The sequence below is a fragment of the Corallococcus exercitus genome, from assembly GCF_042231735.1.
GTDB lineage: Bacteria > Myxococcota > Myxococcia > Myxococcales > Myxococcaceae > Corallococcus > Corallococcus exercitus_B.
Genome location: NZ_CP102577.1, coordinates 2,302,023 through 2,316,277 on the forward strand (window position 1 = coordinate 2,302,023; position 14,255 = coordinate 2,316,277).

At 71.2% G+C, this 14,255-nt stretch carries 14 protein-coding genes; 5 read left to right on the forward strand and 9 right to left on the reverse strand.

Features of this window, described 5'->3' with window-relative positions; genetic code table 11:
* Nucleotides 1-13 precede the first annotated feature (13 nt).
* From NR792_RS08585 to NR792_RS08595, 3 genes are all read right to left on the reverse strand, one after another.
* Nucleotides 14-364 (reverse strand): PilZ domain-containing protein, encoded by a 351-nt coding sequence (locus NR792_RS08585; protein WP_375759578.1) that lies wholly within the window; start codon nt 362-364, stop codon nt 14-16.
* 104 nt (nt 365-468) lie between these two features.
* On the reverse strand, nt 469-1,257 hold the full coding sequence (locus tag NR792_RS08590) for a heme oxygenase (biliverdin-producing) (RefSeq protein ID WP_375759579.1): 789 nt from the start codon (nt 1,255-1,257) through the stop codon (nt 469-471).
* Nucleotides 1,254-1,520 (reverse strand): hypothetical protein, encoded by a 267-nt coding sequence (locus NR792_RS08595; RefSeq protein WP_375759580.1) that lies wholly within the window; start codon nt 1,518-1,520, stop codon nt 1,254-1,256. The genes NR792_RS08590 and NR792_RS08595 overlap by 4 nt, the downstream gene beginning before the upstream one ends.
* Before the next feature lie 403 nt (nt 1,521-1,923).
* Here NR792_RS08595 and NR792_RS08600 point away from each other — a divergent pair, with 403 nt between their 5' ends.
* A complete protein-coding gene (locus NR792_RS08600; RefSeq protein ID WP_375759581.1) occupies nt 1,924-3,321 on the forward strand; it encodes a PQQ-dependent sugar dehydrogenase in 1,398 nt (465 codons plus the stop codon).
* Nucleotides 3,322-3,343: 22 nt separating this feature from the next.
* Here NR792_RS08600 and NR792_RS08605 read toward each other — a convergent pair whose 3' ends face one another.
* From NR792_RS08605 to NR792_RS08615, 3 genes are read right to left on the reverse strand one after another with little or no spacing between them, the layout of a single operon-like run.
* Nucleotides 3,344-3,871, reverse strand: coding sequence for a gamma-glutamylcyclotransferase (locus NR792_RS08605; protein ID WP_120527514.1), 528 nt, complete (start codon nt 3,869-3,871; stop codon nt 3,344-3,346).
* A gap of 19 nt (nt 3,872-3,890) precedes the next feature.
* Complete coding sequence (locus NR792_RS08610) at nt 3,891-4,487, reverse strand: GbsR/MarR family transcriptional regulator (RefSeq protein ID WP_375759582.1); 597 nt, start codon at nt 4,485-4,487, stop codon at nt 3,891-3,893.
* A complete protein-coding gene (locus NR792_RS08615) occupies nt 4,484-5,482 on the reverse strand; it encodes a polyprenyl synthetase family protein (protein ID WP_375759583.1) in 999 nt (332 codons plus the stop codon). The genes NR792_RS08610 and NR792_RS08615 overlap by 4 nt, the downstream gene beginning before the upstream one ends.
* 165 nt (nt 5,483-5,647) lie before the next feature.
* On the opposite strand from NR792_RS08615, the gene NR792_RS08620 reads away from it, so the two are divergent.
* Entirely contained in the window at nt 5,648-7,180 is a 1,533-nt protein-coding gene (locus NR792_RS08620; protein WP_375759584.1) for an MFS transporter, read from the forward strand.
* Here NR792_RS08620 and NR792_RS08625 read toward each other — a convergent pair.
* The 3 genes from NR792_RS08625 to NR792_RS08635 all read right to left on the reverse strand — a co-directional run bounded on the left by NR792_RS08625 (nt 7,128) and on the right by NR792_RS08635 (nt 11,493).
* Complete coding sequence (locus NR792_RS08625) at nt 7,128-8,660, reverse strand: methyl-accepting chemotaxis protein (RefSeq protein ID WP_375759585.1); 1,533 nt, start codon at nt 8,658-8,660, stop codon at nt 7,128-7,130. The two genes, NR792_RS08620 and NR792_RS08625, sit on opposite strands and share 53 nt — an antisense overlap.
* Before the next feature lie 185 nt (nt 8,661-8,845).
* Complete coding sequence (locus NR792_RS08630; protein WP_375759586.1) at nt 8,846-10,030, reverse strand: alpha/beta fold hydrolase; 1,185 nt, start codon at nt 10,028-10,030, stop codon at nt 8,846-8,848.
* Between the two features lie 200 nt (nt 10,031-10,230).
* Nucleotides 10,231-11,493 (reverse strand): ATP-binding protein, encoded by a 1,263-nt coding sequence (locus NR792_RS08635; RefSeq protein ID WP_375759587.1) that lies wholly within the window; start codon nt 11,491-11,493, stop codon nt 10,231-10,233.
* Nucleotides 11,494-11,707: 214 nt separating this feature from the next.
* Here NR792_RS08635 and NR792_RS08640 point away from each other — a divergent pair, with 214 nt between their 5' ends.
* The 3 genes from NR792_RS08640 to NR792_RS08650 all read left to right on the forward strand — a co-directional run bounded on the left by NR792_RS08640 (nt 11,708) and on the right by NR792_RS08650 (nt 14,170).
* Nucleotides 11,708-12,811 carry an ornithine cyclodeaminase family protein gene (locus NR792_RS08640; protein ID WP_375759588.1) on the forward strand — a complete coding sequence of 368 codons (1,104 nt, stop codon included), beginning with the start codon at nt 11,708-11,710 and terminating at the stop codon, nt 12,809-12,811.
* Between the two features lie 94 nt (nt 12,812-12,905).
* Entirely contained in the window at nt 12,906-13,775 is an 870-nt protein-coding gene (locus NR792_RS08645; RefSeq protein ID WP_375759589.1) for an N-acetylmuramoyl-L-alanine amidase, read from the forward strand.
* A gap of 77 nt (nt 13,776-13,852) precedes the next feature.
* Entirely contained in the window at nt 13,853-14,170 is a 318-nt protein-coding gene (locus NR792_RS08650; RefSeq protein ID WP_375759590.1) for a hypothetical protein, read from the forward strand.
* Nucleotides 14,171-14,255 lie beyond the last annotated feature (85 nt).

Here is a 14,255-nt window from a genome sequence, read left to right on the forward strand (position 1 = left end):
GCGTCAGGGTCGTCTATGTTTCATCCGTGACGAGCACCGTCTTCAGGCGCGCCAGGACGGCTTCCGGCACGTCGATGAAGGACAGGCCGACCTCGAAGCGGGCCACGGCGTCCTTGGGCAGCTTGATGGCCCAGACGATGCGCGCCGTACATTCCACCGAGCTGCCGTCCGGCAGGAACAACTCCAGATCCAACCGCGAGCCCACGTCCTGGGGATCATCGGAGTAGATGCGCGCGCCTCCAAGGCTGACGTCGAGCACCTGCTTCTTCTCGCCGACCTTCATTCGCGCAGGACGCGAATAGAGGGGCGCGTGGATGCGGGGGAAGGCGCGGCGATCGATATTGGAGGTCATCTGGAGTGTCACGATCTGCCATCCTAGCTTGCCTGTCACGAAACGACATATCGCCCTCCCAGCCGAGGAGGTGACCCGTGGGGTCGGCCCCCCTCCACCGTGGGTTCAGGTCCACCCTACCCGGGGCTGCCGCCCAGCACCTCGAGCCCCGGTGCATCCCGCGCCAGCTCGTCGCAGATGAGCGCCTGGATGCGGAAGGCCAGCCGTGCTTCCTGGACCACCTCCTGCGCCTCGCCCTCCGTCAGCGCCACCGCGTCCAGGCGGGCCGTCAGCCGGGCCTGGAAGGCGAGCAGCTCCGCGGCGGACACCGCGTTGTAGAAGGCCGTGCCCCGGCCGTTCTCCAGCTCGAACGCGCGAGCGATGAGCGCCGAGCGCTGGGGCGCGGTGAAGAGGTCCTGCACGCAGCGCGCCCAGGCATGGGCGATGAGCAGGTGCGGGGCCTCCGCCGCCACCTCGTGGATGCGCTCGGCGTGCAGCCGCGTCTCCGCGCAGGCGAAGGGCTTCGTGCGCGTGTCGCCGCAGAACCAGTCCAGGTCCGCCGCCAGCGCGGAGGCCCGCCGAAGCTCCGGCAGCCGCAGCACCCGCGTGAGCGGGCCGTCCTTCAGCGCCGGCAGCACGGACTCCAGCGCCTCGTAGACGACGTGCAGCTGGCGCAGGTGGTTCACGTAGTGGCGGGCCCGCACGAACTGGCCATAGACGCCGCCGTTCCACGAGCCATGGAAGAGCGCCTCCAGGAAGGGGGACTGCTCCGCCTGGCGCCGCGCCATGCCCGTCCCCTCCTCCAGCCGCAGCGACAGCCGCTGCGTGGACGGAGGGTCCACGGAGGCCGTGGCCGCGGACGGCAGGCGCCGGTCCCTCGCGGAGCGCTCGAAGCCGCCCCAGCGGAGCGTGCCCCGGAGGCTCACTGCTTCCACCCGCCGGTGGGCGCCCCGTGGGCGGCGGCGGGGGCCTGCGGCTCGGACGCCTCGGCCGGGTGCGCGGGCGCGTGCGGCACCTCCAGCTGCTGGATGGCCTCCACCAGGGTGTGGCCCAGCGCGCGCAGGACGTCCTCCTCCAGGCGAAGGGTCACGGGCCCCACCGCCAGGTGGATGTGCCCACAGCTGCACCGCGTCACCTCCGCGCACGGGCCTCGCGCCAGCACCTCCCTGCAGCATCCCTGACCGAGCATCGCGACCTCCAGTTGATTTTGATTATCGAAATCAAAGTCATGAGGCCACAACGCCCTGCCGCCGTCAAGCCCGGTCCGCGCCGTTCTGATCCGGAGGCCAGCAGCCAACACATGAAACACAGACATGAAACACCAAGACAAAGACAATCAATGACATTCATTGTCAATATATGTATTTGATTGTCTCAATGTTTCATGCATGGGCCGGCCACTGCCATTCCGTTCATGTAGGCATGGCCCTTTGTCGGCGCGGCGAAAATGGCTGAAGATTTGTTCAGGTCCGTTCAGGGGCGCTCGGGGCCGCGGAAAAACTGGCTGAAGGTTTGTTCAGGTTCCGTTCAGTGGAGGGAGGGCCGGTATCCGGCCGCCTTCCCTCCGAACCCCCGGCTGGGAAAATGGGACCATGCGGCTACCACTCGTGCTGACGACCTTCCTGGGGTTGGCGTCCTTGCAGTCGGGCTGCCGCTCCAACGCTCCCGAGCCCTCCCCCTCGACCCAGGACCCGGGCGTGGTGGACGCGGGCGTCACCGACGCGGGCGTGTCCCCGGACGCGGGCCCGCCTCCCGGATGGACGCTCCAGGGCACGGAGGTCCAGGTTCCGGAGGGCATGCGGGGCGCGCCGTTCAACGTGCCGCGCTCCCTGAACATCCCATCAGGCATGTCCGTGTCGGTCTGGGCGCGGGTGCCGGGCGCGCGCTTCATCGCGTTCTCGCCGGAGGGCACCCTGCTCGTCTCCGTGCCCGGCCAGGGCCAGGTGATGCAGGTGCGTCCCCGCGCGGGCCAGGCGCCGGAGGTGACGCAGTGGGCGGGCGGCCTGGGCCGGCCCCACGACATCGTCTTCCATGAGCGCGACGGGCAGGTGTGGGTCTTCCTGGCGGAGAAGGACCGCGTCACGCGCTCGCGCTGGACGGCCGGGGAGACGACGCGCGGCGCGGTGGAGGCGGTCGTCTCCGGGCTGCCGGACGCGTCCCTGCCGGAGCTGCACGGCGCCTACGGCCACGAGCTCAAGAACCTCGCGGTGGACTCCCAGCACCGCGTGTACGTGGCCATCGCGTCCACCTGCAACGTGTGCCTGAGCGACACCACCAGCGACCCGCTGCGCGGCGCCATCTACCGGTGGGACTGGAGCGGCGGCTCGCGCGAGCTGTTCGCGCGGGGCCTGCGCAACGCGGAAGGGCTGGCGTGGGAGCCGGGCACGGACACGCTGTGGGTGACGGTCAACAACCGCGACAACACGCCCTACCCGTTCGACGACGGCACCGGCCAGTACGGCCAGGTGATTCCCGAGTACGTGGACAACCACCCGCCGGAGGCCCTCACCTCCGTGCGCCAGGGGGGCCACTACGGCTGGCCCTTCTGCAACTCCAACCCGGACACGGCCAGCGGCCTGAAGCACATGCCCCTGGACCGCGACTACGACATGAACCGGGACGGCTCCCAGGCGGACTGCGCGGCGTTGGACCGGACGGACCAGGGCATCCAGGCGCACTCGGCGCCCCTGGGCCTGACGTTCTTCGACAACGGGGAGCTCAACCCGGCCTGGAAGCGCGGCGCGCTCGTCGCCTACCACGGCTCGTGGAACCGCACGGTGCGGACCGGCTACAAGGTCACCGTCTTCCCGTGGGACCTGGCCACCCACCAGCCCACGGGCGAGGTGGACGTCGTCACCGGCTTCATCCACCCGGACCAGAGCGTCTGGGGCCGGCCGGTGGACGTGGCCCTGGCGCCGGGCGGGGGCTTCATCGTCAGCGACGACCAGGCCGGGGCGCTCTACCGCGTCGCGCCCCTCACCCTGCCTTGAGTCCGGCGGCGCGGCGGGGCCGTCAGCGCGTCTCGCCGCGCGCCAGCTTCTCCACGTAGTCCGCGGGCAGCCCGGCGCTCCTGGCGCCACGCACCAGCGCCTCCACGAAGCGCGGGCTCACCGGCCCGTCCGACGACGCGCGGCGCGGGTTGGTCACGAACGCGGTGGCCTCCACCTCCTGGCCGTCCACGCGCACGCGCACCGTGCGCTCCACGCACATGCTGGTGACGAAGCCCTCCTTGTGCTGGACGATGGGCCAGTCCTTGCCCGGAATCTCGAAGAGCCGGCCGTACACCCGCGCGCCCGGCGCGTCCGTGAGGCCCGCCACCCGGCCGCCCCACCAGCGCGAGGGGAAGTCGTAGACGAGGTCCACGTCCAGCGCCTCGGCGAGCCGGCCTTCCGGCAGCTCGAAGAAGCCGTAGCTGTGCTGGTGCTTCCACTCGTCGAAGGCGGCCCGGTCCAGGATGGTCGAGTACGCGAAGTAGCGCCGGGGGGCGTTCGCGTCCGCCTGCTCGCGCGCCTTCATCACCTGGTCGTAGTGCGAATCCATGCGTGTGCCCTCGTCTTGCCTACCGCTCGCCCTTGCGTGCGAGGGCGCCGTCGCGGAACGCGCCGAGCACCCCTCCCACGTCCAGGCGGGACGTCTTGATGAACAGCCGCAGCGCGCGCTCCACGTGCTCGGCCAGGACGGCCATGCGCTCCAGCCGCCGCAGCTTCTCCGGCTGCACGCCGCCCGCGACCTCCGCCAGCCGGCGCGCCTCGGACAGGTCCGCGCGGATGCGGGTGACGAAGGCCGCCTCGCGCTCCTCCACCACGTGCGTCACCATCCGCACCAGGTCCGTCTCCGCCGCGTAGCGCCACACCGTGTCCTGCGGCACGCGCACCCGCTGGACGACACCCCAGTGCTCCAGGTCGCGCAGCAGCATGGACACGCCGCCCTTGGACAGCTCCAGCTCGCGCTCAATCTCACCGGCGGTCAGCGGCTCGCCGCGCAGGTACAGCAGGCCCCACACCCGGCCCTGGTTGCGCTTGAAGCCCCAGAACTCGATGACGTTGCCCACCGCCTCCACCGCGATGGCCTCCCAGGGCGCCAGCCGGCCGTGCTCCGGCGGCGCGAGGGTCTTCTGGCTCCCGGGATCCCCCCCCGTCCACAGGTAGCCCTTCACGCAGCGCGCCCTTTCACCTGCTGCGCGATGCCCTCCGACAGCCGGTGCGCCCAGCTCATCAGCTCCGCGCCCGCGGCGTCGTTGGCGAAGGGCCCCAGCTTGTCGAGCGCCGCGCCGATTTCAGCGTTCATCATCTCCATGGACGCCTCCACCGCGCCGGTGGCCTCGATGGCGGCGCCAATCTCCCGGGTGCGCTCCGGGGTGATGACGGAGAACGCCCACGCGTCCTTGAGCTTGCGGCGCAGGGACTCGTCCCGCGACACCGCCAGCAGGATGGGCAGCGACGGCGTGCGCGAGTGCACGTCCGCGTACCGGGGCTTGCCCACGTCCGTGCCCAGGATGTCGCGGATGTCGTCGGCGATCTGGAACGCCACGCCCAGGTGCCGGCCGAAGGCGTCGAAGCGCGCCTGCGCCTCCGGCTGGTCCGCCAGCGTCGCGGCCGCCTTGCCGCACCAGCCGAACAGCGACCCCGTCTTGCCCTCGGCGATGTAGCGCAGCCGCGTGAGCGGCAGGTTCAGGTCGCCTCGCGCCTCCACCTCCGCGATGGCCGCGCGGGTCATCTCCGTGACGATGGCCAGGCCGCTCTGCACCAGGCGCGCGTCCAGCATGGACAGCCGCGAGAGCGCCGTGGACAGGATGAGGTCGCCGCTCATCACCGCGACGATGTTGCCCCAGCGCGCGTTCACCGTCGGGCGGCCGCGGCGGAACATACCCGCGTCCACCACGTCGTCATGCAGCAGGCTGGCCGAGTGGATCATCTCCGCCGCCACGCCCACGTCCACCAGCCGCGCGGCCGGCACCCCCACGACGCCGCCGAACAGGCGGACGAGCATGGGACGCGCCCGCTTGCCTCCGGCACCCAGGCACAGGTGGCGCGCCGCATCCATCAGCGTGTCGCCCTTCACGTCCGGCCCGACGTCGCCATCCGCGAGCAATTCGGTCAGACGCTGCTCCACCTGCCCCAGAAACTCCGTCAGCTCGTGAGCGACATCCATGTGCGCGGTCTCCTTCCGGGCCGTTCATATAGTTCAAGACCGCGTGAACTGCACCTGAATCCCTCTTGCTCTCCAAGCGGACGGACAGCGGGTGGAAAGCGATGGATAAGCCCGGTTGGTGTCCGGCCGGCCCTGACGGACGCTTTGGGGTCCGATTGAGAGGGAATGCACGGCCATGGGAAACGAACCCCAGTGTCCGCCGCCCTCCGTCGCCGCCTCGTCCAGAGCTTCGCCTCCCTCGCCACCGGCGTCCCCCTCTTCCGCCCTGGCGCCTCGCTGCCCGGCTCGTCCGCGCCCCTCCTGGGAGCCCCCCCTCCCCCGGACGGCCACCGGAGCCTGCCCCTGCACCGGCGGCTGCGCGCGTCCCTGCGGGTGTCCGTCGTGGAGGGGATGTTCGCGGAGGTCTTCACCGCGTGCGCGGGCCCCACGGTGCTCACCGCGTGGGCCATCGCGCTGAAGCTGGGGCCCTTCCTGGTGGGCGTGATGACGGCGCTGCCGTTCTTCGCGCAATTCGTGCAGTTCCCCGCCGCGTGGCTCACCCTCTGCTTCGGCCACCGGCGGGTGGCGCTGACGGCGGTGTGCCTGTCCCGGCTCGCGCTCCTGCCCATGGCGTTGATTCCGTGGCTGGGCCTGTCCCTGGAGGGGCAGCAGCACCTGCTGCTCGCCGTGGCGGGGGCCTCCGCGGTGCTGGCCGTGGTGGGCAACAACGCCTGGGTGGCGTGGATGGGGGAGCTGGTCCCCAGCGCCGTGCGGGGCCGCTTCTTCGGCAAGCGCACCGCGCTCACCACGCTGATGGGCACCGCCGCGTCCCTCACCGCGGGCCTGCTGATGGACCGGCTCAAGGGGCTGGAAGGGGTGGGCATGGCGCTGCCGCTGCTGGCGCTCGCCGCGTGCGTCATGGGCGTCGTCACCACGCTGATGATGGCCGCGCAGCATGACCCCGCGCCCCCGGGCACCGCGCCGAAGCTGGAGCTCAAGGCGGCGCTCCTGCCCTGGAAGGACGACGGCGCGCGCCGCGTGCTGCTGTACCAGGTGGCGTGGAACGCGGCGGTGGGCGTGTCCGCGCCCTTCTTCGCGCTGCACAGCCTGCAGAACCTCAAGATGACCTTCGTCATCATGGCGCTGCACGCGGCGGCGGTGGCCGGGGTGCGCGTGCTGACGGCGCCCCTGTGGGGCCGCGCCATCGACCGGCTGGGCGCACAGCCCGTGCTGATGTGCTGCTCGCTGGGCATCAGCGCCATCCCCATGCTGTGGCTGTTGCCCACGGCGGGGACGCTCTGGCCGCTCTTGTTCGACGTGCTCCTGGCGGGCTCGCTGTGGAGCGGCCACGGCCTGGCCATCTTCGCGCTGCCCCTCACGGTGGCGCCGCGCCGGGGCCGGCCCTTCTACCTGGCGGCGTTCGCCACCGCGGGCGGGCTGGCCTACGCGGCGGCGGCGGCCCTGGGTGGGGCGCTGGCGGCCCAGGTGCCCCAGCAGTTCATGCTGGGCGGCCACCTGTGGGTGAACCTGCACGTCCTCTTCGTCGTGTCGTCCGTGGCCCGGCTGGGCGCCGCCTTCCTCGCGGCCCGGGTGAACGAACCCGGCGCCGCCACCACGCGCACCGTGGCCCAGGTGGTGGAGCGGTTCCTGCCCCGCCTCCGCCCGGCTACAGCCGGTAGTCGCGCACCATCGCCGCCACGCGCTCCGACAGGAGCTTGAGCGACACGGCGGACTCACTGGTGGTGGAGATGCGCTTCACCGTGTCGCCCATCACCGTGTTGAGCTCGTTCACGGCGGTGAAGATCTGCTCGATGCCGGTGGCCTGCTGGTTCACCGTATTGGAGATCTGACGGGCGGACACCACGCTGTCGCGCACGATGGAGGACAGCTGGCGCAGCGTGTCCCCGGACGTGCGCACCTGCGCGAGGCCCGTCTCCATGCGCTGCGTGCCCGCCGCCGTGATTTCCACCGTGGCGAAGATGGCGGTGCTGATGTCCGCCAGGATGCTGCGCACCTGGTTCGTGGCGCGGATGGACTGGTCCGCCAGGCCGCGGATCTCCCGGGCCACCACCGCGAAGCCCTTGCCGTGCTCCCCGGAGCGCGCCGCCTCGATGGCCGCGTTCACCGCCAGCAGGTGGGACTGGTCCGCCAGGTCCTTCACCGTCTCCGTGATGCCGGAGATCTGCTCGGTGCGCTCGCCCAGCGCCATGATGCGCTCGGCGATCTGCTCCACCTGGGCGCGCAGGGCCACCATGCCCTCGATGCTCTCCGTGATGGCGATCTCGCCCGTCTTGCCCAGCACCTCCGCGCGCTCCGCCACGTCGATGACCGTCTCCGCCGCGCGCGACGCCACCACCGACGTCTGGCGGATCTCCTGCGCCGTCACCTGCGTCTCCTGCAGCGCGGCGGCGTGGCGGGACACCATCTCGTTCTGCCGGCCCGCGGAGTCGTTCAGGTGGTCCACCGAGCCGCGCAGGAGGTCCGACGACGCCTGCAGCTGCTGCAGCAGGTCCTTCACCTTCGCCGTCATCATCGAGAAGGCCTTCGCCAGCTGGGCCACCTCGTCCGTGCCCTCCACGCGCACCGTCTCACGCAGGTCGCCGTGCTCCGCGATGCGCTGGGCGGCCTCCGTCAGCTGCACCAGCGGCGCCGCCACCCGGCGCGCCAGCACGATGCCCACCACCACGAACGCCACGAGCGCCAGCAGCATCACCACGCTCACCCCCGTGGTGATGGCCTTCACCTGCGCGCGCGCCGCCGAGCGGTTGAAGCCCACGTGCACGCTGCCCGCCCCGTTCGCGAAGCGCGAGCTCACGTCCAGGAGCTCCGCGTCCCGCACGTAGAACGTGGCCTCACCCTGCGCGCGGCCCAGCCGGTCGCGCAGCTCGCGCATCGCCGGGGCGTACTCGCCCGCCACCGCGCGCAGCTGCCCGGACCCGTCGAAGACGGCCAGGTAGGCCACCTGGTGGTGGCGCGCCACCTGCTCCAGCACCGCCTGGAGCGACTCCGTCTGGCCCCCCGGCATCGCCGCCGGCAGCGTGGCCGCCAGCGCCGCGGGCAGCGCCCCCCCGACGTCCCGGCCCTGCGCCTCGAAGGCGGCGCTGACGCGCGGGATGAGGTAGCCGAAGAAGAGGGCCGTGAAGAACAGCGCCACCAGCAGCGGCGCCAACGTGAGCTTCTGGGACAGGGAGAGTCGCATCCGGGAGCGGCGCCAAATCCAGAGGAAGTCTGGGAAACGAAGCCCCCCTGGACCATCCAGTGAGGTGGCGCATTGTGGACATTCCGGCGGAGCCGGCGCAATGGCTCCGCGTGTCCCAGCGCGTGAAAGTCAGACACCGCGCCCCTGGGTAGCCACGACCCCGGGGCGCGGGCGTCACCCCGGCGTCAGCCGGCCTTGAGGTTGGAGGGGGCGCTCTCGTCCCACTTCTCCATCAGGGTGTTGGACGGGAGGGTCTCATCCAGCAGCTTGCGCGCGGCCTCGCCGCCGGTGACGGGCAGGCCCTTGCGGTCGATGAGGCCCAGCTGCACCAGCACCGACGCCTGATCCCAGTAGATGTGCTCGTGGTAGAGCTTGTCGCCGCGGAAGTTCACCACCGCCACGAAGGCCGCCTCCACGTACTTCCCGGTGGGCGGGATGCCCGGGAGCATCCAGTCCATCTCGATGTCGTGGGTGAAGCTGAAGATGAACTCGTCCACCACGCGGTCCGCACCCACGGTGCGTGACAGCAGGGTCATCTTCGTGTCCTTGGGGTTCGCGTGGACGAAGTGGTTCGCGTAGAAGCGGTGCAGGTACTCCGCGCCCACGCCGCCCGTCATCACCGGCACGCTGTTGACGTACGGGTGCGACACCATGGTCTTCATGGTCGCGTCCGCGTCCCGCGCGGCGAACTCCAGCTCCGTGTGCTTGTCCCACAGCGCGGCCAGGTCGTAGCGCGGCCCCATCACCCGCTTGAGCAGCGCGAGGGTGCGCGTGTGCGCCGTCATCAGCGAGGGCCGGTTGTAGGCCGGGGACCCCTCGCGGAAGAAGCCGTGGCGCACGCCCTGGTACACGTACAGCTCCACGTCGATGCCGACGTGCTGCTTCACCCGCGCCACCGCGGCCGGCGGCACGAAGCCGTCCCACTCCGCGTAGTGGAGCACCACGGGGGCCGCGTTCTCACCGCCCTGCGAGAGCACGTCCTCCATCCCCGGCGCGCAGTAGGCCACCGCGCAGTCCACGTGCGCGTGCACCGCCAGCTGCGCGGCCAGCGTCCCGCCCAGGCCGTAGCCCAGCGCGCCCACCTGCTTCTTGCCCCGCAGGCCCACCACCTCCGGCAGCGCGCGCGTCCAGGCCACCACCGGCTTCAGGTCCATCTCCTCCGGCTCTCCGCGCGAGGCGAGGTCCGGCACCACCACCACGTAGCCCTCTTCACTGAACCGCTCGGCCATCAGCTTCAGGTGCGCGTTCCCCTCGAACGCCTCCACCATCAGCAGCAGCAGGCCCGGACCCGTCCCAGAGGCGGGGCGTCGCACCCACGCACGAATCGGGTCGCTTCCATCCACGGGAATCCACGTCGAGTTGTCGTTCATTGTCGCGCACCCTCCCCAAAGCGGACACTATTTGAGTCCGGACGGATCGCCTCCCGGACGTCTGGCATTGTAGCAAACCCTCCACATATCTGCCTCATGTATTGAGAGGTTTTGATGTGGACGGATTGTTGTATGGCTTTCAGGTGGAGGAATCAGCCATCACTGCAATGCATTGTCCGTGACGCGACCGGCCTTGTGTTTCAGGCCGTCATCGGTGCAGCGAAACTCGCACAGGGAGAATGCGCGCGCCCGTCCGCCAAAGCCTGACGTGGCAGGCAGAGGGAGAAAACCGTACCCACCTCTGGGGTTGATTCCACCCGGAGGGTGCCGCCGTGGGCCTCCACGATGCTGCGCGCGATGTAGAGCCCCAGGCCCAGGCTTTCACGCTGCCCCGGACCGTCTCCGCGGCGGAAGGGCTGGAAGAGCGTGGGCAGCACGTGCGCGGGGATGGGGGCCCCGGCGTTCTGGACCTCCAGGTAGACGGTGTCCACGCCCTGCTCGTAGGTGCGCAGGCGCACGGGGGTGTCTCGCGGGCTGTACTTGAGCGCGTTGTCCAGGAGGTTGGCCACCACCTGCGCCAGCCGGTCCAGGTCCCACACGCCCGGGAGGCTGTCGTGGGCGAAGTCGCAGTGGATGGCGCGCTCGGGCCTCGCGGCGCGCAGCTCGTCCGTGACCTTGCGGCACAGCTCGTTGAGGTCTCCGGCGCCCGGCACCACCGGGATGCCTCCGCCCACGCGCGCGCGGGTGAAGTCCAGCAGCTGGTCCACGATGCGCTGGATGCGCTCGCCGCCGCGGGCCACGCGCTCGAACGCCTTGCGCTGGGCGTCCGGCAGCGGCTCGCGGGACAGCTGGGCCTGGGCGGTGGTGAGGATGGCCGCCAGCGGCGTGCGGATGTCGTGTCCCACGATTCCCACCAGCTGCTGCTCCAGCTCCGTCGCGCGCTGCAGCTCCTCCTCCACGCGCCGGCGCTCCGCCAGCTCCAGCGCCTGCCGCCGCAGCTTCTCCCCGCGCAGGTACAGCTCCACGAACACCGACACCTTGGCGCGCAGGATGTCCGGGTCCACGGGCTTGAGCAGGTAGTCCACCGCGCCGTACTCGTAGCCCCGGGTGACGTAGGCCGCCTCGCGGCTGAGCGCGGTGATGAAGAGGATGGGCAGGTGCTTCGTGCGCTCGCGGGTGCGGATGAGCCGCGCCGTCTCCAGGCCGTCCAGCCCCGGCATCTGCACGTCCATCAGCACGCACGCGTACTCGTCCAAGAGCAGCGCCTTCAGCGCCTCGTCGCCGGAGCGCACGGACACCAGGTGCTGGCCGAGCGGCTCCAGGATGCCCTCCAGGGCGAGCAGGTTCGCGGGGACGTCATCCACCAGCAGGACCCGGGCGCGGGGCTCGTCGGCGACGGGAGGGTGGCGGGGCTCGTCGGACACGGCGGTGAGCACGGGCGTCCTGGCAACGGAGGGCTTCAAGGCGGCGTTCACTCGGGCGTTGGGGTGGAGCGGCTCGAGCGGCGGGCAGGCAGCCGGGGCTTCGCCGGTCCGCCGGTCGTTGAGCGCCTGCTTCCAACACCGCCCCCGCTTCGCGTTGTTCCCTGCACCTGTATTCAAAAGGCACAGCGAGACAGGAATTCCTGTTCAAAACTGACCCATTGCAATTCCTGTCAGGGGCGTAGACTCCGCACACATGACTCACCCGGCTCCTCGCACCCTCCTGCTCGGCCCTCCTGACCTGCGCGCGCTCGTGGAGGGCGTGGGGCTGGACGTCCTGATGGACGAACTCATCCAGGCGCTCACCGTGGCGCTGCGGGAGCTGGACGAATCCGTCCTGCAGGTCCCCAAGCGGGAGGGCTTCCAGGTGGTGAGCCAGCCGCGCCCGTCCGGGGTGATTGGCTGGATGCCGGCCCTGCGGCGCGGGGACAGCCTGACGGTGCGGGTGGCGTCCTCCCTCCCCAGCAACCGGGGGGACGCGGGGCTGCCCACGCTGGTCGCGACCCACAGCGTCTACGACGTGAAGACGGGCCACCTGGCGGCGGTGATGGACGGCGTGTTCGCCACGGCGCTGCGCACCGGGGCCGCGTCGGCGGTGGCCAGCCGCTACCTGGCGTCTGCGGACAGCCGGGTGCTGGGGCTGGTGGGCTGCGGCGCGCAGGCCGTCTCGCAGCTGCACGCGCTCAGCCGCGTGTTCCGGCTGGAGCAGGTGCTGGTGCACGACACCGACGCGGACGCGGCGCGCTCCTTCGTGCGGCGCGTGGCGTTCCTGGGGCTGGACGTGCGGCCCACGCTCCTGCCGGACCTGGAGACGCGCGCGGACATCCTCTGCACCGCCACCACCGTCGCCCCGGGCGCCGGGCCCGTCATCTCCGGCCACGCGCTGCAGCCGCACGCGCACGTCAACGCGGTGGGCTCGGATCAACCGGGCAAGGCGGAGCTGCCCCTGGCGCTGCTGCGCCGCAGCCTCGTCGTGCCGGACTTCCCCGCCCAGGCGCGCCTGGAGGGCGAGTGCCAGCAGCTCCACCCGGATCAGATTGGCCCGGACCTGGCCACCGTGGTGCAGCAGCCGGAGGAGTTCCAGGGCTGGCGCGAGCGCAACACGGTGTTCGACTCCACCGGCCATGCGCTGGAGGACCACGTGGTGACGCGCCTGTTGCTGGAGCACGCGCGGCGCATGGGCCTGGGCACCCTGGTGGCGCTGGAGTCGCTGGGCGGGGATCCGCTGGACCCGTACGGCCTGGTGCGCGGGGAAGCGAGCGGCCGCACCGAGTCGCCGCGCCGCGCCACGGGGTCCTGACGCGACGACGATTCCCCCCGGCACACAACTTCCGGGCCCCCAGGCCGATAATCGCGGAAGCGATTGCTGTCCATTCTTCCCGGGATTTTCCGCCATGACTGTCCGCACCACGGCCCCCCGCGCCCCCACCTCCGCGCCCGCGAGCACCGGCACGGCCCCTCGCGCCAACGCCGTCGCCCCGCGCGCGGCGGCCGCGTCCACCGCCCTCACGGCGCCGCCGGCGGGCCTGGGCAAGGGTGACTCGGGGGCGAAGGTGAAGCAGCTGCAGCAGGGGCTGGTGAAGCTGGGCTACCTGACGCAGGCGCAGATGAACACGGGCACGGGCTCGTTCGGGCCGGCGACCGAGGCGGCGGTGAAGAAGTTCCAGGGCGACCACAAGGTGCCCACCACCGGCTACTACGGGGAGCAGACGGCGGCGGCGCTGAAGAAGGCGCTCGCGAAGACGACGACGCCCCCGCCCACGCAGCCGGGGAAGTTCACCAAGCCCGCGGTCATCAGCGCGCCCTCGCCCAACAGCGACTCGCGCAACGGCGCGGACATCGACGCCATCGTGCTGCACCACACGGGCACCAACAAGGGCTCCGCGGACATGGCGTGGATGCGCAACCCGGACAGCAAGGTGTCCGCGCACTACATGCTGGACCGCGACGGGAAGATCTACCAGCTCGTGGGTGACTCGAAGCGCGCCTGGCACGCGGGCAAGGGCGAGCTGCACGGCGTGCCCACGGACGTGAACGCGCGCTCCATCGGCATCGAGATCGTCAACGACGGCAGCGGCAAGACGGCCTTCACCGACGCGCAGTACAAGTCGCTGACGCAGCTCGTGGGCTACCTGAAGCAGGAGTACAAGGTGCCGGCGAACAACATCGTCGGGCACAAGGACGTGGCCGTGCCCAAGGGCCGCAAGGACGACCCGGCGGCCAACTTCGACTGGGCCCGGCTGCGCAAGGGCATTGGCGGCTGAGCAGCGCTCCTCGCGCCGCTCGCCCTGCCCTTCCTGACGTATGGACTTCCGCCGGGGCGTGCTAGAAGACCGCCCCGGTGCTCCGACTCTGGCTCTTCATCTGCCTGATGCTGCTCGCTCCCGTGGGGGGCGGACTCGCGCATGCCCTCGGGCCGGCGCAGCAGGCGGAGACGTGCCTCACCGGCTGCGCGGATGACGACGCGCAAGGCCAGTGCGCCCCCACCTGCGTGGACTGCGCCTGCTGCACGCACGTGAGGCCCCTGGCCGTCGCCGTGCCGCTGCCGGGCCTCGTGGCCTCCGCGTTCCGGGAGCCCCCCATCCCGCTCGACGACACCGAGCCGTCGTCCGCCGACGCGGATGACATCCTGCACCCCCCCATAGTTCCTCTCGTCTAGGCCCGCGTCCGCCGTCGTTCGCACGCGCCCCGCCACCGGTGTGCCCTGGCTGCTTGTCCAGGTGCATGGGTGCGCGCGGCCCGCC

What these genes read in the sequence shown, in the direction of transcription:
- NR792_RS08630 (WP_375759586.1), bottom strand. Translation starts at nt 10,030, where the DNA reads ATGAACGACAACTCGACGTGGATTCCCGTGGATGGAAGCGACCCGATT.
- NR792_RS08625 (WP_375759585.1), bottom strand. Translation starts at nt 8,660, where the DNA reads ATGCGACTCTCCCTGTCCCAGAAGCTCACGTTGGCGCCGCTGCTGGTG.
- NR792_RS08605 (WP_120527514.1), bottom strand. Translation starts at nt 3,871, where the DNA reads ATGGATTCGCACTACGACCAGGTGATGAAGGCGCGCGAGCAGGCGGAC.
- NR792_RS08640 (WP_375759588.1), top strand. Translation starts at nt 11,708, where the DNA reads ATGACTCACCCGGCTCCTCGCACCCTCCTGCTCGGCCCTCCTGACCTG.
- NR792_RS08645 (WP_375759589.1), top strand. Translation starts at nt 12,906, where the DNA reads ATGACTGTCCGCACCACGGCCCCCCGCGCCCCCACCTCCGCGCCCGCG.
- NR792_RS08620 (WP_375759584.1), top strand. Translation starts at nt 5,648, where the DNA reads ATGCACGGCCATGGGAAACGAACCCCAGTGTCCGCCGCCCTCCGTCGC.
- NR792_RS08615 (WP_375759583.1), bottom strand. Translation starts at nt 5,482, where the DNA reads ATGGATGTCGCTCACGAGCTGACGGAGTTTCTGGGGCAGGTGGAGCAG.
- NR792_RS08595 (WP_375759580.1), bottom strand. Translation starts at nt 1,520, where the DNA reads ATGCTCGGTCAGGGATGCTGCAGGGAGGTGCTGGCGCGAGGCCCGTGC.
- NR792_RS08600 (WP_375759581.1), top strand. Translation starts at nt 1,924, where the DNA reads ATGCGGCTACCACTCGTGCTGACGACCTTCCTGGGGTTGGCGTCCTTG.